Source organism: Saccharopolyspora oryzae, from assembly GCF_027853915.1.
GTDB lineage: Bacteria > Actinomycetota > Actinomycetes > Mycobacteriales > Pseudonocardiaceae > Saccharopolyspora > Saccharopolyspora oryzae.
Genome location: NZ_JAQGLA010000075.1, coordinates 1 through 21379 on the forward strand (window position 1 = coordinate 1; position 21379 = coordinate 21379).

Annotated in this window: 22 protein-coding genes; 8 read left to right on the forward strand and 14 right to left on the reverse strand. The window is 70.0% G+C overall.

Annotated elements, in window-relative coordinates:
- Positions 1-62: 62 nt before the first annotated feature.
- Positions 63-803: a glutamine amidotransferase gene (locus OU415_RS30190; RefSeq protein ID WP_270952825.1), complete on the reverse strand. Its 741-nt coding sequence runs from the start codon at positions 801-803 to the stop codon at positions 63-65.
- Positions 804-956: 153 nt separating this feature from the next.
- On the opposite strand from OU415_RS30190, the gene OU415_RS30195 reads away from it, so the two are divergent.
- On the forward strand, positions 957-1967 hold the full coding sequence (locus OU415_RS30195) for a LacI family DNA-binding transcriptional regulator (RefSeq protein WP_270952788.1): 1011 nt from the start codon (positions 957-959) through the stop codon (positions 1965-1967).
- A gap of 12 nt (positions 1968-1979) precedes the next feature.
- The gene (locus OU415_RS30200) at positions 1980-3089 is read left to right on the forward strand and encodes a M20 family metallopeptidase (protein ID WP_270952789.1); all 1110 of its coding nucleotides are present in this window, start codon (positions 1980-1982) and stop codon (positions 3087-3089) included.
- Between the two features lie 148 nt (positions 3090-3237).
- On the opposite strand, the gene OU415_RS30205 is transcribed toward OU415_RS30200, so the two are convergent.
- The 5 genes from OU415_RS30205 to OU415_RS30225 form a co-directional block, all read right to left on the reverse strand.
- A complete protein-coding gene (locus tag OU415_RS30205) occupies positions 3238-4023 on the reverse strand; it encodes a MerR family transcriptional regulator (protein WP_270952790.1) in 786 nt (261 codons plus the stop codon).
- Between the two features lie 37 nt (positions 4024-4060).
- Positions 4061-4846 carry an alpha/beta fold hydrolase gene (locus OU415_RS30210; protein WP_270952791.1) on the reverse strand — a complete coding sequence of 262 codons (786 nt, stop codon included), beginning with the start codon at positions 4844-4846 and terminating at the stop codon, positions 4061-4063.
- Positions 4847-4940: 94 nt separating this feature from the next.
- Positions 4941-5792 (reverse strand): glycerophosphodiester phosphodiesterase family protein, encoded by an 852-nt coding sequence (locus OU415_RS30215; RefSeq protein ID WP_270952792.1) that lies wholly within the window; start codon positions 5790-5792, stop codon positions 4941-4943.
- Between the two features lie 129 nt (positions 5793-5921).
- Positions 5922-6629 (reverse strand): alpha/beta hydrolase, encoded by a 708-nt coding sequence (locus tag OU415_RS30220; RefSeq protein WP_270952793.1) that lies wholly within the window; start codon positions 6627-6629, stop codon positions 5922-5924.
- Positions 6630-6671: 42 nt separating this feature from the next.
- On the reverse strand, positions 6672-6941 hold the full coding sequence (locus tag OU415_RS30225) for a zinc-binding dehydrogenase (RefSeq protein ID WP_270952794.1): 270 nt from the start codon (positions 6939-6941) through the stop codon (positions 6672-6674).
- Between the two features lie 101 nt (positions 6942-7042).
- Here OU415_RS30225 and OU415_RS30230 point away from each other — a divergent pair, with 101 nt between their 5' ends.
- Positions 7043-8161, forward strand: coding sequence for a beta family protein (locus OU415_RS30230; protein WP_270952795.1), 1119 nt, complete (start codon positions 7043-7045; stop codon positions 8159-8161).
- Positions 8162-8232: 71 nt separating this feature from the next.
- Here OU415_RS30230 and OU415_RS30235 read toward each other — a convergent pair whose 3' ends face one another.
- Together OU415_RS30235 and OU415_RS30240 are read right to left on the reverse strand one after the other, a co-directional pair.
- Positions 8233-9135 (reverse strand): NADP-dependent oxidoreductase, encoded by a 903-nt coding sequence (locus OU415_RS30235; RefSeq protein WP_270952796.1) that lies wholly within the window; start codon positions 9133-9135, stop codon positions 8233-8235.
- A gap of 82 nt (positions 9136-9217) precedes the next feature.
- Positions 9218-9961, reverse strand: a complete 744-nt coding sequence (locus OU415_RS30240; protein WP_270952797.1) for a methyltransferase domain-containing protein — start codon at positions 9959-9961, stop codon at positions 9218-9220.
- 126 nt (positions 9962-10087) lie between these two features.
- On the opposite strand from OU415_RS30240, the gene pdxR reads away from it, so the two are divergent.
- Positions 10088-11575 carry a MocR-like pyridoxine biosynthesis transcription factor PdxR gene (gene pdxR, locus OU415_RS30245; RefSeq protein ID WP_270952798.1) on the forward strand — a complete coding sequence of 496 codons (1488 nt, stop codon included), beginning with the start codon at positions 10088-10090 and terminating at the stop codon, positions 11573-11575.
- A gap of 86 nt (positions 11576-11661) precedes the next feature.
- Here pdxR and OU415_RS30250 read toward each other — a convergent pair whose 3' ends face one another.
- Positions 11662-12306 carry a CoA transferase subunit B gene (locus tag OU415_RS30250; protein WP_270952799.1) on the reverse strand — a complete coding sequence of 215 codons (645 nt, stop codon included), beginning with the start codon at positions 12304-12306 and terminating at the stop codon, positions 11662-11664.
- A gap of 29 nt (positions 12307-12335) precedes the next feature.
- Entirely contained in the window at positions 12336-13034 is a 699-nt protein-coding gene (locus OU415_RS30255) for a CoA transferase subunit A (protein ID WP_270952800.1), read from the reverse strand.
- A 319-nt stretch (positions 13035-13353) separates the two neighbouring features.
- Between OU415_RS30255 and OU415_RS30260 the strand changes: the two genes are divergently transcribed.
- Both OU415_RS30260 and OU415_RS30265 read left to right on the forward strand, forming a co-directional pair.
- The gene (locus OU415_RS30260; RefSeq protein ID WP_270952801.1) at positions 13354-14136 is read left to right on the forward strand and encodes an IclR family transcriptional regulator; all 783 of its coding nucleotides are present in this window, start codon (positions 13354-13356) and stop codon (positions 14134-14136) included.
- 55 nt (positions 14137-14191) lie between these two features.
- On the forward strand, positions 14192-15055 hold the full coding sequence (locus tag OU415_RS30265; RefSeq protein ID WP_270952802.1) for a LysR family transcriptional regulator: 864 nt from the start codon (positions 14192-14194) through the stop codon (positions 15053-15055).
- On the opposite strand, the gene OU415_RS30270 is transcribed toward OU415_RS30265, so the two are convergent.
- Positions 15012-15245 (reverse strand): hypothetical protein, encoded by a 234-nt coding sequence (locus OU415_RS30270; protein ID WP_270952803.1) that lies wholly within the window; start codon positions 15243-15245, stop codon positions 15012-15014. The two genes, OU415_RS30265 and OU415_RS30270, sit on opposite strands and share 44 nt — an antisense overlap.
- 315 nt (positions 15246-15560) lie before the next feature.
- Between OU415_RS30270 and OU415_RS30275 the strand changes: the two genes are divergently transcribed.
- Positions 15561-16322 (forward strand): sulfite exporter TauE/SafE family protein, encoded by a 762-nt coding sequence (locus tag OU415_RS30275; protein ID WP_270952804.1) that lies wholly within the window; start codon positions 15561-15563, stop codon positions 16320-16322.
- A 17-nt stretch (positions 16323-16339) separates the two neighbouring features.
- Here the strand turns inward: OU415_RS30275 and OU415_RS30280 are convergent, their stop codons facing one another.
- The 3 genes from OU415_RS30280 to OU415_RS30290 all read right to left on the reverse strand — a co-directional run bounded on the left by OU415_RS30280 (position 16340) and on the right by OU415_RS30290 (position 20230).
- Positions 16340-17665, reverse strand: coding sequence for an MFS transporter (locus OU415_RS30280; RefSeq protein WP_270952805.1), 1326 nt, complete (start codon positions 17663-17665; stop codon positions 16340-16342).
- Positions 17666-17778: 113 nt separating this feature from the next.
- Positions 17779-19392, reverse strand: a complete 1614-nt coding sequence (locus OU415_RS30285) for an acyl-CoA synthetase (RefSeq protein ID WP_270952806.1) — start codon at positions 19390-19392, stop codon at positions 17779-17781.
- Positions 19393-19426: 34 nt separating this feature from the next.
- Positions 19427-20230, reverse strand: a complete 804-nt coding sequence (locus OU415_RS30290; protein ID WP_270952807.1) for an enoyl-CoA hydratase/isomerase family protein — start codon at positions 20228-20230, stop codon at positions 19427-19429.
- Between the two features lie 163 nt (positions 20231-20393).
- Here OU415_RS30290 and OU415_RS30295 point away from each other — a divergent pair, with 163 nt between their 5' ends.
- Positions 20394-21326, forward strand: a complete 933-nt coding sequence (locus tag OU415_RS30295) for a LysR family transcriptional regulator (RefSeq protein WP_270952808.1) — start codon at positions 20394-20396, stop codon at positions 21324-21326.
- The last annotated feature ends 53 nt before the right edge of the window (positions 21327-21379 follow it).

Consider the following 21379-nt stretch of genomic DNA (forward strand, 5'->3'; position numbering starts at 1 on the left):
CTGAGGTTCCGCCACCCGCACCGCCACGCAAGGTGAGTCTGGAAACAGTGGAGGCGGAGGGACTACCGGTCGCCGGCCAACCAGGTGACCGCCTGGTGGAACAGCCGACGGTACCCGTCCCACTCCAGGAATTCGGTCGGCGCCCAGTGCGGCGAGATGTCCGAGGCGAAGGCCAGGGTTCGGCCCTCGCCCTCGGTGCGCACCGCCAGCAGCGGCCGCGACTCGACGGTGGCGAGCACGGTCGCGTCGGACTTGGCGACGAGCTTCTGGTAGCCGAGCAGGGCCGGCCACTGCGCGTCCAGGCCCTCGACGACGGGGTGGGCGGTACCGGTGAGCTCGCCGAAGACGCCTTCCGGGGACTCCACCCGGTCGTCGTAGGGCAGGATCTCCACCGGCAGCACCTCCTCGATCGGGGTGTCGTGGAAGTTCGCCTTGCCCTGGAAGCCCTGGAAGCTGAGGTAGCCGCCGGCCATCGCCAGCCCGCCGCCGGCGCGCACCCACTCGGCCAGCAGCTTGAGCCGGTTCGGGAACCGGCGGCCCTGGTTGAACACCTGCGGGTGCAGCAGCAGCGAGTTCGCGCCGATGTCGGACAGGATCACCACGTCGTACTCGCCGAGCTCGTCGAGCGACGCGGGGAAGTCCGTCGCGACGAGGTGCGACGGCAGGTGGACCACGTCGTGGCCTTCTGCGCGCAACGCCGCGAGCAACGCCTCGGCCCCGATCTCGAGCTGGGCGCGATCGATGGCGTCGAAGCCCTTGACGTCGGTCGTCCGGGCCACCCAGGACTCCCCGGCCAGCAGCACGCGGCTCAAATCCGCCTCCCCTGTTAGATGATTTTGCGCAAAATTTGCGCTCGATGTTGCGCAAACTAATCCGCGCCGCGCCCTCCGTCAAGCGTCGACCTGAGCCACCTTGCCGATACACTGCGCCCAAAGCACTCGATGGAAGGGACGCGGATGACGTTGACGCGCGTTGCGCAACGTGCGCAAGTGTCGACCTCGACGGCGTCGCGCTACCTGCGCGGCCAGCTGAAGGTGCAGCCCGAGACCGCCGCGCGGATCGACGCCGCCGTCCAGGAGCTGCACTACGAGGTGCGCCCGGCGGCCACCGCGGACACCGGGCGCGACCACGCACCGGTCATCGCGCTGATCGTCCCGGAACTGGCCAACCCGTTCTTCGCCGCGCTGGCCGAGGAGATCGCCACCGCCGCGGCCGTCAGCGGCGCCTCGCTGGTCATCGGGGTCACCGGCCGGCAAGCGCAGCGCGAGGCCAAGGTCAGCGACTTCGTCGCGGACACCGAGGACATCGACGGAATGATCTACGTCGGGATGCACCGCGAGAACCCGCGGCTGCTGCAGGCCATCGCCGACGGGCTGCCGGTGGTCGTCCTGGACGAGGAGATCGCCAACACCACCGGCGTGGACACCATCGGAGTGGACAACTACGGCGGCGCCTACCAGGCCACCGCCTACCTCGCGCAGCTCGGCCACCAGCGCATCGCGCACATCGCCGGACCTCGCGAGCTGTCCACCACCCGCGACCGGCTGCGCGGGTACCGCGACGCGATGGAGCACGCCGGGCTGGAGGTCGACGAGGGCCTGGTCCTGCACGGCCCCTACACCGAGCAGTTCGGCGCGAGCACCTTCCCGTACCTCACCGGCGCCGCGCAGCCGCCCACCGCGGTGTTCGTCGGCAGCGACATCGCCGCGGTCGGCGTCCTCGGCGCCGCCGAACTGCACGGCCTGAGCATCCCCGAAGACCTCTCGGTGGTCGGCTGCGACGGCATCCGGGTCGGCGAATGGCTGCGCCCGAAGCTCACCACCCTGCAGCAGCCCGTCGCCGAGCTGGCCCGCGGCGCGCTCGAGCTCGTCCACACCCGCATCGCCGACCCCGGCGGCAGCACCGTGCGGCGGAACCTCCCGCTGCAGCTGGTCATCCGCGGTTCCGCTGTTCCGCCCAAGCCCTGATCCGGAGGACCCGTGCCCGACCCGATCGAGCTCACCCAACAACTCGTCCGCCTCGACACCCGCGCCGCGGGCGAGAAGGCCGCCGCCGAACTGATCGCCCCGCTGCTCACCGCCGCCGGCTTCGAGGTGGCCGTCGACGAGCCGCGCCCCGGCCGGGCCAACCTCGTCGCCCGGTTCGGCACCGGCACCCCGCTCACCCTCACCGGGCACCTCGACACGGTGCCCGCCGACCCCGCGACGTGGACGTTCGACCCGCACAGCGGCGAGATCCACGGCGACCGGCTCCGCGGTCGGGGCAGCAGCGACATGAAGGCCGGGGTGGCAGCGATCGTCGCGGCAGCGGTGCAGGCCGCCCGCACCGCCCCGGACGAGCTCGCCGCGCAGCTGGTGTTCACCTTCGGCGAGGAAACGGGCTGCGAAGGTGCGGCTCTGCTGCCCGAGCTCACGCCCAGCCCCGCGCTGCTGGTGGCCGAGCCCACCGCCAACCGGATCGTGCTGGGGCACAAGGGAGTTCTGTGGCTGCGGCTCACCGCGCACGGCAGGAGCGCGCACGGGTCCCGCCCGGAACTCGGCGAGAACGCCCTGGCCGCGCTCGCCGAGACCGCGGTGCGCATCCACCGCCACGACGACTGGCCGACCAGCCCGACGCACGGCCCGGCCACGGTCAACGTCGGCGCGTTCCACTCCGGCGTGCAGCCGAACCTGGTGCCCGACCGGGCCGATCTGCTGCTCGACATCCGCACCACCCCGGAGTTCACCGCCGACGACGCGCGCACCGCGATCACCGAACTCGCGCTCCCCGGCACGGAAATCGCCGCCGAACTGGACCTGCCGGGCGTCGCGACCAGCGCCGAGGACCCGCTGGCCCGCGCCATCGTGGCGGCGCTGCGCCCGGAAAACGCCGACCAGAATCCGGAATACGCCACGTACTTCACCGACGCCTCGGTCCTGGCACCGGCCCTCGGCTCCCCCGCGGTGATCGTCTACGGCCCGGGCGACCCGGACCAGGCCCACGTCAGCGACGAAACCTGCTCGGTCACGGCAATCCGCGAAACCACCGAATCCCTCACCCGCCTCCTCACCACCTGGCCCTCGATCCAAGAACCCACCGCCGAGCAGTGACCCCGGCGCGCGGATCCGCAAATTCCATTGAAATCGAACCTCCGATTTCAATGGAATTTTGAGTCCACGACCACAGCGGGAGGTGCGCAGTTCTCGCCGCCAGCAGTGCATCATTCCCAAATAATCCACTGTGGACTCCCTGTGGCGGTTACCGGGAACGTCGCGCGGGGTCCGCTCGTTCGAGCTTCGTCCAGCCCCGCCAGCCGCGCTCCGCCAGCAGTTCGATCAGGCGGCGGGCCGGCGGCGCGGTCTCGAATGCCAGGGCGTCCATCAGCTCCGCCAACGGCGGGTCCACGTCGACGTCGTCGACGTAGGCATCGCCGCGCTGCTCGGCGAGGTGGGTGACGAGGGTTGCCAGCTCGTCGGCCAGCTCGACCAGCCGCGGGTCGTCGTCGGCCCAGTCGAACGCTTGGCCCAGCGCGAGGTACAGGTCGACGAACTTCGGGTCGGCGATCTGCTCCTGCTTGCGCGCGATCCACTCCCGGACCCGCCCGGGAGAGCGTGCGACCAGGGGAATCCAGCCGTCGCGTTCGACCTGGACGATCCGCTCGTCGACGCCGAGCTCCCGCAGCCGTTCGAGGAAGTCGACCACCTCCGGGGGCAGCACCAGGCTGTCTCCGGAGGAGAGGCCGACGATCCGCTCGCGATGCCGCTGCCGCTGCCGGATCTCCGCCCGTAACCTCGCGTCGATGTCGGCGACGGCTGCGGCGAACTCCTCCTGGTCTGCCCGCAGCAGCTCCCGCACGCGCGCCAGCGGTACCCCCGCCTCGGCGAGGGTCCGGATCTTGACCAGCTCGATCACCGCACCGGCGTCGTACCGCCGATAGCCAGCCCTGTCCCGCTCCGGCTCCGGCAGCAGCCCCTTGGCGTGGTAGTGCCGCACCGCGCGCACCGTCACCCCGGCGTGCGACGCCAGCTCACCGATCGTCAGCATCCGACCAGTCTCCTGGGCCCCGCGGCTGTTCGCCGGGTCATGACCGACCCGATGCGCGACGGATGAGCCGGGCGACTTCCGGGGCGCGAGCGACCATCAGCCCGTGATCCGCGTCGAGCCAGGCCGTGGTGGTGCGCGGCCGCGCGCGGACCAGCCGCTCGATGCCGGCGCGCCAGTTCCGGTTGCGCCACGGTGCACGCCCTTCACCGCTGTCGCCGGCCATCGACGTCGACATGATCATGCTGATCGGGAGGTCGATCTTCCGGTACCTGTCGAGGATTCCGGACCGCACAGCTTCCACCTCGAGGTTCAGCCCGAGGATCTCCTGCTCGGTGAGCAAAACCTGGCGCGGCGTGCCCTCGAGGGACTCCACCTCGCGCCGCAGTTCTTCCGCCATCGCGCGGAACTCGGGCAGGTCGTCCTCGGTGATGAACGGTTCGGGCACCGGGTTCGCCCCGTCGACGAGGACGAGTTCGGCGCCGATCTCGGGATGCTCCGAGGCGTGGTGCACGATCAGATCCGCGCCCAGCGAGTGGCCCACGAGCACAGGCGCCGGAAGGCTCAGCTCCGCGAGCACTGCGGCGAGATCACCGAGGAACGCGTCGAAGGAATACCGGTCGGCGGCCGAGGAAAGCCCGTGACCTCGCAGGTCGAAGGTCACCACGTCGTGGTCGCGCCGCAGCAACCCGACCAGCTCGCCCAGATCGGCCTGCGTCGTGAGCAACCCGGGGCACAGGACCAGCGGTCGTCCCCGGCCACCGCGAGAACCTGCGATCGCGACCCCGTCGTGGTGGACCGTGAAGTGCTCGATCTTCGCCGTCATGCCGACCAGCCTGACGGCTTGCCCCTGCGTCAAGGTCAACCCGCGAAGCGGGCCGCTCCCCGGAGGAACGGCCCGCTTCGCGTCAGTTGGCTCGTCAGGCTCCGTCGATCTCCGAGCGCAGGACGTCGGGGCGGTCGCTGATGATGCCGTCCACACCGCGCTCGATCAGGATTCGCATCTGCGCCGCGTCGTTGACCGTGTACGGGTTGATCCGCATCCCGTGCTCGTGGACGGCGGCGATGTACTCCGGTGTCGCCTGCGCCTGGTTCGGGTTGACCTGGTTCGAATAGGTCGCCACGTCGGCGAGTTCGGCCTCGGTCGGCGCGCCCAGCACCCCCACCTGCACCTGCGGCAGCAGGTCGTGGAAGTGGCGGACGAAGTCCCAGTCGAAGCTCTGCACCACGAGGTTGCGGGCCTCCGGGTCGGGCCGCACCCACGAGGGCCGCGCCTGGAGTTCGCCTGCGATGCGCTCGGCGATGCCCGGGTAGAGCTCCGGCGACTTGGCCTCCAGCAGCAGGCCGGCGCGGCCGCGCTGCAGGACGTCCAGCACCTCGGCCAGCGTCGGGACCTGCTCACCGGCGAACTCGGGCGCCTTCCACGAACCCGCGTCCAGGGTGCGGATCTCGTCGAGGGTGAAGTCGGAGATCCGCCACGGCGCGCGGTCCGGGAACTTCTGCTCGACGTCGGTGGTGCGCTCCAAGGTGTTGTCGTGGGCGACGACCAGCGCGCCGTCCTCGGTCTGCTGGACGTCGATCTCCACCAGGTCGGCCCGCATCTGCACGCCGAGCCGCACCGCGGCCAGGGTGTTCTCCGGTGCGTAGGCGGATGCCCCGCGATGCGCGATGGCGGCGACGTCCACCTCGGCGGCGGTGGCAACGGGTGCTGGTGCCAGCCCGATCGACACCACCAGTGCGGCTGCGGCAGCAACCGCGATCCGGCGCAACATGCGAACTCCTCGTCTGCTTTGTCCGAAACGTCGTCGAGATCCTGCGGGGACGAGCCGTCCACCACGTGATCAACGACGAACGAACCGGTAGCGCAGACGTGAACGTTCACCGCCGCGTGGTTCCGGAGCTCACTTGTTCAGAGCGGCGACCATCCAGTCCACTGCCCGGTCGACCGCTTGGCGGGCAGCGGGATTCGGCCCGTGCCCCTCGAAACCGTGTGCCGCGTCCGGGATTTCGATGACTTCCAGGTCAGCACCGGCTTCGCGGGCCTCCTTGACGAACGCGTCCTGGGTGGGCACGAAGAACTCGTACTCGTCGCCGACCCGCACCAGCAGCTTGGGCAGCTCCGGGTGCTCGGAGACCGCCTCCACCGCGTTGAAGCGCGGCTTGTCGCCGGGCCAGTCGGGCGGCGGGGCCAGCACCGGGTAGGTGAACCCGACCGCGCGGAGCCACGACGGCGCGGTGCGCAGGTACGACGCGGCGATCGGCCCGCCTCCGGAGAAGCACCACAGCGCGATGCGGTCGCCGTCGACGACGTCGAGCTGCCGCGTCCGCTCGATCACCGCGGCGACGTCGTCCGCGGCCTGCGGGTAGTGCATGTCGGTGTGGAGCCGGTGGTTGAAGGTGATCCCGACCAGCCCGGCCGCCGCAGCCAGCGCGCCGTAGCCGATGAACCCCTCCCAGTCCCGTGGCTTGGGCTCGACGTCCTCGGGAACGGGACCACCGTGCACGAAGATCACCGCCGGCCGCGGCCCGGCTTCCTCCGGGTGGTGGACGTCCATCACGTCATATCGGACCCGCCGAACCGGTGCTACGTCGTCGAAGAAATCGGCCATGCCCCGAATTCGACCAGAATTCCGCCGCCCGTGCGGCGGTTTTCAGGGAACGAGGACGACCTTCCCCACGACGTGCCCGTGCTCGACCTCCGCGAGCGCCGCGCCGGCCTCGTCCAGCGGCCGGACCTGCTTGACGCACGGATCCAATTCCCCCGAAACGACCAGCCGAGCCAAGGATTCGGCCCAGGAACACGCCTGACTCTCCACTGCCCCGAGCCAATGATCATCCACTCGTTCGGCCGATGGATGCCGTCGGAAGCAACTGCGACGCTGAGGGCGAAGGGCGACCAGCACCAGGCTCGTCCTGTTCATTTCGCTCGACGAGAGGAAGTGCGGACCACTCGACCGGTCATCTTCCACGCGCTGCCGCGACCATCGTCGCACCTGACGGCTCGGCGCGACGACGAGGAGGCATGCCCGTGGTTGATTCACCGCTTGCACCCGTTCTGGCGCTGAAGAGCAAGCAGGGTGAGATCGATGCAGTTCTGAGGACCGATCTCGGAACAGAAGCCCCCGTCATCTCAGTCGAACTGCTCAACAGCCTGAAGGTCGACAGCCGCATCACTACCAAGATCGTGCGAATGGGCGTCGCCGCTGTGCGGGCAGGCCGTTCCTTGTGGCTGGATACGACGTGGCTATCCCCGTCGAGTCCGTTCGGGTCGATCCCCGGAGGAGCATTTGAGCACCTCGATGCGAAGATCGAAGCCGAGCTCGACGAGAAGCGCGAGAGAAATCTCTTGAACGCCCACGTTCCAGCCTTGATTCCCGTCATCGCGCCGACGGTTGATGATCGGGAACTGCGCAGGGTGCGGTTGCTTCGCGAGCACAATCCCAGGGAGATCGCCCTGCGATGCAGGCATGCTTCGAGAGGCGGTAACCCGCGCTTGGTCGATCGGATCGCCCGCGTCGCGAGAGCCACTGGGGCAAGCAGTCGAGAGATCCACTTGCTCCTCGACGAAGGCTACGTCGACCGCGTCGACGAGCGGAGAGTTCACGAGCTGCTCGGCGTTATCAACGATGTCGCCGAGAACTGCGAGCTCGCCTCAATCGGGTTGCTGGCCGGGTCGACACCTAAAAAGCGCAACGGGTACGAGACCCATTTCCGGGACCGCGCTGAAGTGGACCTTTGGAGAGCGGTTCAACAAAGCTGTCAACACCGCATCCGTTACGGGGATTACGGCGTCGTCCACCCCGTTCCCGGCGACGACGACGGAATCGGCTGGGCGAACCCGTACATCCACTACACGGTGCCGAACCGGACCCTCTTCATTGCCCGGAAGATCCCCGGCCGCGGCACCGGCGCCCCACCGCCAGGAACGTCCGAGCAGTATTTCCTGGAGGTGGCCGACGAACTCGTCAACCACAGTGAATTCGCCGGTGCCGACTTCTCCTGGGGCGACCAAACCCTTCACGAATGCCGACACCTGGCGAAGCCGGAAGTGGGCAGGTCGACCAAGTGGATTGCCATAGCAACGTCACACCACATGGCCCATATCTCCCGCACCGGCGCTAGCACAGGAGTCCATCGGTGAGGCACCTGAGAGTCGCGTTGGCGGAATGACCAGCTAGTGCCGTTGGGACCGCTGACATCACCGTGCCACCGTCAGGGAACGAGGACGACCTTCCCCACGACGTGCCCGTGCTCGACCTCCGCGAGCGCCGCACCGGCCTCGTCCAGCGGCCGGACCTGCTTGACGCACGGATCCAATTCCCCCGAAACGACCAGCCGGGCCAGGGAATCGAGGACGGCAGTGCTGCGATCGCGTTCCACCGTCCGGCCACCCAGCTCGGCGACCAGCGTTTTGTCCGCGATGGACAGCAGTTTCGAGCGGTCCTCGACCAGACCGGCGACAGTGCGCAGGGCTTCGCCTCCCACCAGGTCGAAGACCGCGTCGACTCCGTTGGGAGCAGCGGCTCGTACCCGGTCGAGGACACCGTCCCCGTAGGCCACCGGGGTCGCACCGAATCCTGCGACGAGGTCGTGCTTCGCCGGACTCGCCACACCCACGACGTTGATCCCCCGGGCTCGCGCGAGCTGCACCGTCGGGACTCCGACACCACCACCCGCGCCGTTGACCAGCAGGGTCTGCCCAGCGCTCAAACCGAGGTTGTCCAGGGCGTCGTACGCGGTACCGCTCGCCACCGGCAGCACTGCCGCTTCCTCCGGCGACACCGAATCCGGTCGCCGCGCGGCGAAGGACGCGGTGACCAGAGCCTGCTCAGCCCATCCGCCGACCATGCCGGGGCACCCGCCGAACACCTCGTCACCGACCGAGAAGCCCGTGACACCAGCCCCGACCGCGGTGACCGTCCCGGCCACCTCGCGCCCCAGGACCGCGGGCCCGGCAACGCCGTAGGTCCCCTCGCGGAGCCGCCAGTCCCCCGGGTTCACCCCAGCGGCGCGAACCCGCACCAGCAGCTCACCCGGCCCCGGATCGGGCACCGGCACGTCCAGGAAGGTCTCCTTCTCCGGCCCACCCGCTTCGGAGAACCCGTACGCCCGCACACCCACTCCTCCACCATCGCCTGCAACTCCCCCAAGCCTGCCACGCGCCCGCGTCCCCGGACCATCACGGCGGCCCTGGAGATCAGGGGAGCTTCGCGGCGAGCGCTTTGAAGAACGTGTAGTGGAAGGTTCCGCCCGCTTCAGCCACCCGGTGGAGGTCGGCCACACCCCGGCGCCAGTCGGCCGACGTGGTGAGGCCGGCGGCCAGCGCATCGCTCCCGACCGATTCGATCATGGCGATGAAGGTGTTGCGGGTGAAGCCTTCGACCAGCTCCGGCCGGTTCTGATCGACGTAGACCGGCCGTGCCTGGACGGTGATGCCGTCGTATCCGGCTTCGGCGAGCAACGGCTGCAATCTCCGTCCGATGTGCGCATCACCGCCGGCGAGGGACTGCAGCTGGACCTGGCAGTCGATCGCCGCTCGGGCGTGGGCGCTGTCGGGGTGCAGGAGCACCGATCCGTGGTCCCCCTCGATCGCGGTGACGGTCCCGCCGGGCCGCAGCAGACGGCGCAGTTCCAGCAGCGCCCGCTGGGGATCGGGCAGGTGTTCCAGGACGAAGCAGACGAAGAGGTGGTCGAAGGAGGCATCGGAGAAGGGCAGGTCGAACAGGTCGGCGCAGTGCCACTCCACCTCCGCATCGGGCGAGTCCGCAGCGAGGCGGGCTCGGGCCTGCCCCAGCGACGCCTCGTTGACGTCGACCGCCACGATGCGCGCTCCGGGACTGCTGGCGACCAGGTGCGCGGTCTGCGCACCGATGCCGCAACCGACCTCCAGCACCCGGCTGCCAGCGGGGTACGCCGTGCCCTCGTGCAGCAGCGCGGCCAACGTGTCCGCCTGGCGCCCAGCCGACGGGTTTCCAGTGCCGAGTAACCGTGCACGTAGTCGATCGTCATCGCGCCTCGCTCTTCCCTTCCCGGTCGTCGCCTCCCACCCTCGCGCCACAATGGTCCGGTGCCCAGGTCCAAAACTGCCGCTGTCGACCGGTCCAAAACCCCGGGAGCGGACTTCCTGCAGCTGCACGTCGACCAGGCCCCGGCGGGCGGGCTGTCGGAGTGGCTGGCCCAGCGGCTCCGGCTCGCCATCGCCGACGGTCGTCTCCCGGTGGGCAGCAGGCTCCCCGCCACCCGAACTCTGGCCGCGGAACTGCGCGTCTCCCGCGGCGTGATCACCGAGGCGTACCAACGGCTGAGCGAAGATGGCCACGTGGCCGGTCGCGGGCGCAGCGGAACGATCGTCGTGGCCGCTCCCGCCCGAACCGCACCGGCGTCGCCGCCAGCCCGGGACGAAACGCCCTCGCCGGACTCGTTGTTCGAAGCTGCGCCCGGCGCCGACGTCTTCGACTCCTTCCGCGCGATGCCTGCCCGGATCGACCTGTCCCCCGGAACGCCGGACCTCGCGGCTTTCCCCCGGGCAGCTTGGCTGCGCGCGGAACACGCCGCGCTCGGCGAGCTCTCATCAGCGGGGTTCGGATACGGAGATCCCCGCGGGACCACCGCGCTGCGTTCGGCCGTGGCGACCTGGTTGGCCCGCACTCGCGGAATCCTGGTGGACCCGAGCGAGGTCCTCATCGTCGCGGGCACTGCCCAAGCGCTCACCCTGGTCGCGCAAGTGCTCCACAGCTCGGGAATCCGCGAAGTGGCGGTGGAGGACCCCGGATCGCTCGGAGCCCGCCAGCACCTGAACAGCCAGCGGGTGGGCACTCCGCCGATCCCGGTCGACGCCGACGGTCTGCGCGTCGAGCACCTGCGCACCGCAGGCTCCCCAGCCGTGCTGCTGACACCCGCTCACCAGTTCCCGACCGGCGTGGTGCTGAGCGGCGAGCGGCGTCGCGAGCTCATGCGCTGGGCCGCGGACGGCGGACTGATCGTCGAGGACGACTACGACGCCGAGCACCGCTACGACCGGCCGCCGGTGCCCGCCCTGCGCTCGATGCTCGCCGAAGAGGTCATCTACGCGGGCAGCATCTCCAAGCTCCTCGCCCCCGCGCTCCGGGTCGGCTGGGTCCTGGCCCCCGAGCGCTATCGCGACGACCTGGTGGACGCGAAGCGGTACGCAGACCTGGGCAATGCGGTGCTGCCGCAGCTCACCCTGGCGCGGCTGGTGGAATCGGGCGTGCTGGAACGCCATCTGCGCCAACTGCGCCGCCGCCACCGGCAACGCCGGGACGCCATGGTCGACGCGATCCGCGCTCACCTGCCCGGCGCAGAAGTGCACGGTGCCGCAGCGGGCCTGCATCTGCTGATCACCTTCGACGCCGGCTTCTCCGACGCAGACCTCGCCTTCGCGGCACTCGGGCACGGCGTGAAAGTCCAGCCGCTGTCGTGGCACGGTCAGCGCCCGCACCGACCAGGACTCGTCCTGGGCTACGCCGCCAGAACGACGACGGAGATCGGTGACGGAGTCGCCGCTGTCGGCGAAGCCTTGCGGCGGCTGCTCTGAAGCCCTGGCCCGACGCAGATCCGGCACGACCCGCGTGGCGCCGCGGGTCGTGCCGGAAGTTTCGTCCACAAGGGACGGAGAAGGGGTCAGCTCGCTGCGACCGCGTCCAGGATCGGGGCACCGGTCTTCTCGCGGACCTCTTCTTCGGTGACGCCGGGGGCGACGGAGATCAGCTGCAACCCGTCCGGGGTCACGTCGAGCACCGCGAGGTCGGTGACGATCCGGTTGACCACGCCCGCTCCGGTCAGCGGCAGCGTGCACTCCCCGACGATCTTCGGGCTGCCGTCCTTGGCGACGTGATCGGTGATCACCACGATCCGGCGCGCACCGACCACCAGGTCCATCGCGCCGCCCATGCCCTTGACCAGGGCGCCCGGGATCGTCCAGTTCGCCAGGTCGCCGTTCACGGCCACCTGCAGCGCGCCGAGGATCGCGATGTCGATGCGCCCGCCGCGCATCATCGCGAAGGACGCCGACGAGTCGAAGTAGCTGGCCCCGGGGTTGACCGTGACCGTCTGCTTGCCCGCGTTGATGAGGTCGGGGTCCTCCTCCCCCTCGTAGGGGAACGGGCCCAGCCCGAGGATGCCGTTCTCGCTCTGCAGGGTCACCCGCACGCCGTCCGGGATGTGGTTGGCGACCAGCGTCGGGATGCCGATCCCGAGGTTGACGTAGTCGCCGTCGCGGAGTTCGGTGGCCGCGATCGCCGCCATCTCGTCACGGTTCCAGGCCATGGTTGCTCCCAAGTTTCGAGGTGAGGCGCTCAGGGGCGCGGGCGGACGGTGCGCTTCTCGATGTCCTTGACGCGCGGTCGCGCCAGCGCGAGCCGGTCGACGTAGATGCCCGGCGTCACCACCCGCTCCGGGTCCAGGTACTCCTCGCTGAGGTGCTCGACCTCGACCGCCGTCACCTTCCCGCAGGTCGCCACGACCGGGTTGAAGTTGCGCGCGCTCTGCCGGTAGACGAGGTTGCCCGCCGGGTCCGCGGTGTGGGCGTGCACCAGCGCCACGTCGGCGACGATGGCCCGCTCCTGCACGTAGGTGTGCCCGTCGAACTCGGCCAGCGGCTTGCCCTCGGCCACCGGGGTTCCGACGCCGGCGCGGGTGTAGAACGCCGCGATCCCCGCGCCACCGGCGCGCATCCGCTCCGACAGCGTTCCCTGCGGCGCGAACTCGACGGTCAGCGTCCCGTCCAGGTACTGCTCGGCGAACAGCTTGTTCTCCCCCACGTAGGAGGCGATCACCTTGGCCACCTGCTGGTTCTCCAGCAGCAGCCCGAGCCCCTTGCCGTCCACTCCCATGTTGTTGGAGACCACCGTCAGGCCGGTGACCCCGCTGTCGCGGACGACCTCGATGAGGTCGCTCGGGATGCCGCACAGGCCGAAGCCGCCGACGGCGATCGTCATCCCGTCCTCGAGCACCCCGGCCAGTGCCTCCGCCGCACTCGAACGCAGCTTGGACAACTCATCACCTCTTCATCGGTCCGCTGGACGAACAGCAGCAGTAAAGGGGCGCACCCCCGTTCACCGCAACAAATCACCGTTGATCACGCCCGAACCGTTCAACGGGCGATCGCTGTTCGATCCAAGCGTTCACTGAGTGGACGCTATGCTGATGGCATGAGCCCCCAGTCCTGCCCAACCGCACCTCAGGGGACCGTGACGCGAACCAGCCACAAGAAACCCCCAAAACGCAAGATCACCCCGAACGCAACCACCACTGTGAATCGCGGAGAGGCGGGACAGTGAATCGCGGAGAGGCGGGACTGGGAGGCGGGACTGCATGAGCGCTCCGAACGCGCACCTGGTCGGCCGGGTCGGCACCGTGCTCCGGGCGCTGTCGGCGACCAACGAGACCGGTGCGGCCACCAGCGACCTGGCCAGGGCCACCGGCCTCCCCCGGCCGACCGTGCACCGGCTGCTCAGCTCCCTGGCCGAGGAGGGGTTCGTCGACCGCGACCAGCGCACCGGCCAGTGGTTCCTCGGCCCTGAGCTGTACCTGCTGGGGCAGACCGCAGGCGCCCGCTACGACGTCACGCACCACGCCCGCGCGAGCGTGCACCGGCTGGCGGCCAAGACCGGCGAGAGCGCGTTCTTCTCGGCTCTGCGCGGCTCGGAAACGGTGTGCCTGCTGCGCGAGGACGGCGACTTCCCGATCCGCTCGTTCGTGCTCTACGAAGGCGCCCGGTTCCCGCTCGGCGTGGTCTCCGCAGGCCTGGTCATCCTGGCCTTCCTCGACGACGCGGAGATCGACGCCCACCTGGAGAGCACCGACCTGACCGGCCGCTGGGGCCCGTCGCACTCCCCCGAAGCGGTCCGCACCCGCATCGCCCGCACCCGCCGCGACGGCTACGCGGTCAACCCCGGTCTGGTGGTGGAGGGCAGCTGGGGCATGGCGGCAGCGGTGTTCGACCGAGCGGGCAAACCGGCGTGGGCGCTGACCTTGACCGGCATCGAACCCCGCTTCCGCCCGGAGCGCCAACCCGAACTCGGCGCCCTCCTCCTCCACGAAGCCCACGCCCTCACCCGAGCCCTCGACGCCCCCAACCACCAGTCCCCCCGCTGACACTGCTGTTCAGCAAGCGGAAACCGCGGCAATGATCCCGGGTATCGTTCCGCTGGTGGAATTGCGGCAGCTCGAGCACTTTCTGGCCGTGGTGCGCACCGGCAGCTTCACCGGCGCAGCGCGGGAAGTGCACGTCGTCCAGTCGGCGCTGAGCTCGTCGATCCGCAAGCTCGAGGACGAGCTGGGCACCAAGCTGTTCGAACGCACCTCCCGGCGAGTGCTGCTGACCGAGGCCGGACGGGCGCTGGTGCCGATGGCGCACCGGATCGCCGCCGACGTCGTCGCTGCGCGTGGCGAGGTGTCCGCGGTGGTGGGGCTCTCGCGCGGGCACCTGGCGATCGGCACCATCCAGGCGCTGACGGAGGTCGATCTGCCCGGCGAGCTCGGGGCGTTCCAGAAGGCCCATCCCGGGGTGCGCATCCGCGTGCGCCAAGGCATCGTTCCCGACCTGATGGATTCGGTCGACAGCGGCGAGCTGGATCTCGCCTTCGTCGCTTTCGACGGGCAGCTCCCGGAGGAACTGGTCGGCTTCGCCGAGTGGCGCCAGGAGCTCGTGCTGCTCAGCCACCCCGACCACCGGCTGGCCGGACGACGTCGCGTCCGCCTGGCGGAGCTGGACGACGAGCCGTTCGTGGACTTCAGCGGCAGCGGCCTGCAGGAGCTGGTCGCCCGCCGGTGCGCCGACGCCGGGATCCGCCGCGATCCGGTGTGCGAGGCCACGAACATGTCGCTGCTGATCGAGCTGGTGGCGGCCGGCCTCGGGGTGAGCATCGTGCCCGAGCAGGTCGCCGAGCGGTCCGGGCTTCCGCACGCCCGGATCGAGCAACCGGGCCTGGCCAGGTCGATCTACCTGGCGGGTCGGCAAGCGGAACCGGTCAACCCGGCCGCCCGCGCTCTGCTCCAGCACCTCCTGGGCTGATCCACGGCGCAGCACCGCGGTCGCTGGGCGAGAGGTGCAGGAGCCCAGCGCCCGCCAAGAGAGCGACCAGCCCCAGCATGGTCGCGCCCGTGACGGCCAGGACGAGCCCGATGACCAGGAATCGCAGGGCGAAAGCACGCAGCAGGTCGGCCACGTCGGTCGACGTGTTCCGTTCGGGGCCCTGGTTCACCGGTCGGGCTCCTCGCGGCCGGTGGCAGCCGTGGTGATGCGACAACTCGCCATGGGATCAGTGTTGGCCAGAGCTCATCACCCAGGCCAACGCTTGTTTTCGATGGGGTTCATCTCCGGAATCGATCGATCACGCCCGCTCGAAGTGGAGCCCCGAACGCCCGTTCTCCGCTGGTGGACGGCTTTTCCGCCCGGCACTGCGAACCCCCTCGGCAGGTGCCCGCAACGAGATGCGGACCCGACACGAGCGTTTTCCTTGCCGCGCTGCGGTTCTCGTCACGTTGTTCCCGCCGGGACCGGGTTCGATGCTGGCCGCATGCTGGAGTTCATCGCCCTGTTGCTGGTCGGTGTCGCGGCGGGAGCGCTGAACGCCGTCGGCGGCGGAGGCACCTTCGTGGCCCTGCCGGCCCTGGTGGCAGCGGGGTTGCCCGCTGTCACCGCGAACGCGTCCTCGACCGTGGCGCTGCTGCCCGGCGCGCTCGCCAGCGCATGGGCGTACCGGAACGAGCTGGTCCAGGTCGGAACCACGTCGAGGACCGCGCTGACCACCACCAGCCTGGTCGGCAGCGCGCTCGGCGCCGGACTGCTGCTGGTGCTGCCTTCCGAGTCGTTCCGCGTCGCGGTGCCCTGGCTGCTCGCGTTCGCAACCGTGGTCCTGGCGTTCGGCCGCACCGCTTCGCGACTGCTCTCGACCGCGATAGGCCATCCGATCGACCTGAGCACCAGGAGTGTCCTCATCGGACAGTTCGTGCTGGCCGCGTACGGCGGCTACTTCGGCGGCGCGGTCGGAATCCTCATGCTGGCCTTCTGGAGCGTCGGCCTCGGCCTCGACCCGGCGAAGGGCAACCCCACCCGCGTAGCGCAGCTCGCCGCGATCTACGCCACGGCCGCAGCGCTCTTCCTCGTCGCCTCCGACGTCTGGAGCTATCCCGGTCCGGTCATCGCAGTCCTGATCGGCGCGATCGGCGGCGGCTTCGCGGGAGCCCGCATCGCCCGCCGCCTACCCGCCCGCGCATTGCGCGGCATCGTCCTGACCACAGCGACGACGATGACCGCCCTGTACTTCCTCCGCAGCTGAGATCACCCCAGCGCCCGTCAGCGGATGGTCGTGCGGGACAGGGACAGCACCTTCGTCTCGGCGACCAGGAAGATCACCGCGAGCAGGCTGACGACCGCGACGCCCACCAGGTAGAAGGCCGGGGCGCTCGGGTTGCCGGAAGTCCCCACCAGCCAGGTCGCGACGAACGGCGCGGTGCCGCCGAACAGGACGTAGGCGGCGGTGTAGCCCATCGCCGATCCGCTGGCCCGCAGGTGCGCGGGGAACATCTCGACCATCGCCGGGACGTTGCTGGTACCGATCGTCGCCACCAGGACGGCCAGCACCGAACTGCCCACCGCCGCCCCGACCAAGCTGGTCTCCATGAGCAGGAACGAGGGCATGGTGAGCACCACGAACCCGCCGCAGGCGGCCAGCAGCATCGGACGCCGGCCGAAGCGGTCGCTCGCCATCGCCATCAACGGGCACGCCGCCGTGTAGGCCAGCATCGAGACCAGGTTGGCGAGCAGCGCCTCCGTCTTGCTGTAGCCCAGCGAGCTCGACATGTAGGAGATCATGTAGCTGCTCATGAAGTAGTAGCCCACCGCGTTGGTGATGCTGTAGGCGAACAGCGCGAAGATCTGCTTGCGGGCCACCTTGAGCGCGTCCCGGAGCGGGGTCCGGGTCTTGTTCTCGGCGCTCTCGAGCGTGCGGAACACCGGGGTGTCCGCGAGCCGGGAACGCAGGTAGAGGCCGATCGCGCCGAGCGGCCCGGCGATCAGGAACGGAATCCGCCAGCCCCAGGACTGCAGCGCCTCCTCCGAGAGCAAACCGGTGAGCAGCACGCCCACCGCGGATCCGGCCACCGCCGCCACGCCGACAGTCATCGGCACGACGCTGGCGTAGCGCGCCCGCCGACCGTCCGGTGCGTACTCCATGATGAACGAGGAAGCACCGGTGTACTCACCACCGGTGGAGAACCCCTGCACCATGCGCATGAGCAGCAGCAGGAGCGGCGCCGCCAGACCGATGGCGGAATACGTCGGCAAAAGCCCGATGAGCAGCGTCGAAGCGCTCATGCACAGCACGCTCAGCGCGAGCGCGCGGTTGCGCCCGATCCGGTCGCCGTAGCGGCCGAAGAACAGCGCCCCGAGCGGCCGGGCGACGAAGCCCGCGCCGAAGATCGCCCAGGTCGCCAGCAGCGCCGCGGCCGAGTCGAAGCGGGGGAAGAACAGCATCGCGATCGTGGCCGACATGACGGCGTAAGCACCGGAGTCGAACCACTCGACGAAGTTGCCGATGGCGGTGGCGATGGTGACCCGTCGCCGCGTCCGGGACACCTCCTGGCTCGTTGGACGTGCGGTGGCGAGCTGATCCGGCGACATATCCGAGCTCCTGTCCATTGTGTCCGGTACTAGGCCCGGCTTCTGTCGTTGCTGGGAAACCGGTGGGGTTCTGCGGTGGGGCACCGCTCCTGCCGGTGCCCCACCACCTCTGCTCAGCTCAGGTCACGCCGCCGCAGCTCGGCGCGCTGAATCTTCCCGGTGGCCGAACGCGGGAGCTGCGGATCGAACTCGACCAGCCGCGGGCAGGCGAACCGGGAGTGGTTCTCCTTGGCGAAGGACATGATCTGCTCGCCCAGCTCCGGACTCGGCGAGAACCCTTCGGCCAGCTCGATCCACGCCTTGACCACCTGACCCCGGACCGGGTCCGGCAGGCCCACCACACCGGCGTCGGCGACCGCCGGGTGCTCGCGCAGCACCGCCTCGACCTCGTACGGGCCCACCCGGTAGCCGGAGGTCTTGATGACGTCGTCGGTGCGCCCGAGGAACCAGTAGTAGCCGTCGGAATCCACCACCGCCTGGTCCTTGGTGTGGTACCAGTCGCCGCCGAACTCCTTCGCCGACGCCTCGGGACGCCGCCAGTAGCCCAGCGGGAACTGCGGGTTGCTGCCCGCCCGCAGGCAGATCTCGCCGGGTTGCCCCGGTTCGACCGGCCGCTCCTGCTCGTCCAGCAACGCCACGTCCCAGCCGGGCAGCGGACGCCCCATCGAGCCCGGTTTGACCGGAACGCCCGGGAAGTTGCCCACCAGCGGGTAGGACTCGGTGGAACCGTAGTAGTCCAGCAGGGTCACGCCGAACTGCTCGTCGAACCACTCGATCAGATCGGCCGTGAGCGGCTCGTTGGCGCAGCACACCACGCGCAGCGACTGCGGGTAGCGGGTTCCGGCATCGGGGACGTCGGCGCGCATCTTGCGCACGAAGGTCGGGTTCACCAGCGCCGTGGTGACCCGGTTGCGCGCCATGGCCGCCAGCAGCCCTTCCGGGTCGAACCCGGCCGCGGGCCGGTAGACCAGGTGCGTCGCGCCCGCCCGCAGCGGCCCCATGAGCTTGGCCATCGACCACGCCCAGTCACCCGCGCCGTAGAAGACGTCCCCGGGCCGCAGGTCGTGGCAGTACTGGAACTCGTTGTGCCCCAGCAGGGTTCGGTGCGCGTGCACGATCCCCTTCGCCTCGCCGGTCGTGCCCGAGGTGTAGAAGATCAGCGCGGGGTCGTCGGCCGCGGTGTCGACGGTGTCGAACTCCGCTGGGTGCCGCGCTATCGCCGGGTCGTCCACGCTCACCAGCCGCGCACCGGCCTCGTCGGCGAGCGGCCGGGCGCGGTCCAGCTCCGCCTGCTCGGTGACCAGCACGGTGCTGCCGGAGTCGGCGAGCCGGTAGGAGATCGGCTCGTCCGCCCACAGCAGCGACATGGTCACCAGGACGGCACCGGTGCGCAGCACGCCCAGGTAGGTCGCCGGGGTGTCCGGCCGCTGCGGCAGCAAAACCGCCACCCGGTCGCCCTTGCGGACTCCCAGCGCGTGCAGGTGCGCGGCCACCCGCAGGGACCGCTCGCGGACCTCCGCCCAGCTCACCTCCTGGTGCCGGCCGGTGTGGTCTTCGAAGATCAGCGCGGTCCGGTCGCCCGGGTGCCGGTCGGCGACGTCGGCGGCCATGTTGTAGCGCTCGGGGACGTGCCAGCGCTGACCGGCGATCAGCTCCCGGTAGGCGCGCTCACCCTCGGCGAGGTCTCCGGGTGGCACGACCGGGCGTTCGGATTCGATGGTGCTCATGCGGATCGGTGCGCTCCTGTTCGTGCGGTGGCGGTCAGCGGCGCTTGCTCAGGAAGCGGTCCATCTCGCGCTGCGGTTCGCCGGTGGCGTAGGCAGCGGCGTGCACCTTCTTCGCCGACTCGACGGCGTCGGTGAGCGCCGCGTCGTCGATCTCGCGCAGCCGCGCCTTGGTCAGTTCCACGGCGCCGGGCGGGAGTTCGGCGAGCTTCGCGGCGAGCGAGATCGCTTCGTCGAGCACGGCGTCCTCCTCGACCAGCTTGGTCAGCAGTCCGAGCCGCTGGGCCTCCGCTCCGTCCACCAGTTCCGCGGTGAGCGTGAATTCGATCGTCTTCGCCTTGCCGAGGATCTCCCACATCGCCCAGATCCCGGTGATGCTCGGAATTCCGGAACGCACTTCGGGCTGCCCCATGCTCACCCCGGCGTGCCCCACCCGGAGGTCGGCCAGCAGCGCGAACTGGAACCCGGAACCGGCGGTCACCCCGTTGATCGCGGCGATGGTGGGCTTGTCGATGTCGCGCAACGCCCGGTACAGCACGTCGAAGCTGTCGATCCAGGCCTCCGCCGCGGCGTGGTCGGACTGATCGATCGCGGCCGTCTCGGCTAGGTCCTGACCTGCGCAGAACGCCCGGCCGGAGCCGGTGATCACCACCGCGCGGCAGTCCTCGTCCGCGCCGAGCTCGGTGAAGATCTCCACCAGCCGGGTGCGCATGTCGTTCGTCCAGGCGTTCAGCTTGGCCGGCCGGTTGAGGGTGACCACGCCGACCGTGCCGCCGGGAATCGCTTCGCGCCGCAGCAGGACGGTCTCGGTGCTCGAAGCGGTGGCCGCTGGAACGTTCATGGGAATACCTCCGGGAGATCGCGAAAAGCGATCCGGGTTCGGTGAATGAGCGTGACGATTCGGCGAAACCGGTCGGGCATCCGGAACCGGTGCATGAAATGCAAGCAAGCGGAGCGGGACCGCGTCCAACACCATTCCGCTCCGGCGGTGATATCAAAGCGATATGGAACTCCGCCACCTCCGCTACTTCACCGTGCTGGCCGAGGAGCTGCACTTCGGCCGCGCGGCCGCCCGGCTGCACATGGCGCAGCCGCCGCTGTCGCAGCGCATCCGCGACCTGGAACGGGAACTCGGGGTTGAGCTCTTCGACCGCGGCCGCCGCCAGGTCACGCTCACCGAGGCCGGGGCGCTGCTGCTGGAGCACTCACGCCGGGTGCTGGAGAGCGCGGAGTCGGCGCAGGAGGCGATGCGGAGGCTGCGTCCCGGCGAGAACGGCGTCGTGCACGTCGGCATCCCGCCGGACACGATGCCCGTCACGCTGCGCACCTTGCTGCACGAGTTCGCCGAGCGGGCCCCCGACGTGCTGGTCGACCTGCACGAGCTCACCACCGACGAGCAGCTGGCGGCGCTGCGGGAAGGCAGCCTGGACGCGGCCATGGTCCGCCACCCCTGCGACATCTCGGGCCTGGACTCCAGCCCGGTCGCGCGCCGCGCGCTCGGCGTGCTGCTCCCCGTCGAACACCCGCTCGCCGATTCCGAGCAGGTGCGGCTGCGCGACCTCAACGGGCAGCCGCTGGTGATCTTCCCGCGGGCGATGGCGCCGATGCTCTACGACCACGTCCTGTCGATCTGCCGTGCGGAAGGCTTCCGCCCCGGCGCGATCCGGCACGCGCGCAACCCGAACTTCGTGCACGGCCTCGTCCTGGCCGGACGCGGGGTGCACTTCAACGAGCCGCCACCGGGCGAGCCGCGCAAGGGGCTGGTGTGGCGGCCGTTGGAGGATTCCCCGCTGTCCTGGCGGACTTCGGTGGTGTGGGTGCCGCGGCGCAGGCATGCCGCCATCGACGCTTTCGCCGCGGTCGCCACCACCGGCCTGGCCGCTGCCGGGCATCACCCCGAGGAACCACCCCAGCGCGATGAGAAGCCGTCCTATTGAGGAAATCGTTGCAGCGCGGCGCAAAACGCGAAAGCCGGCCTGCCGCACGTGGT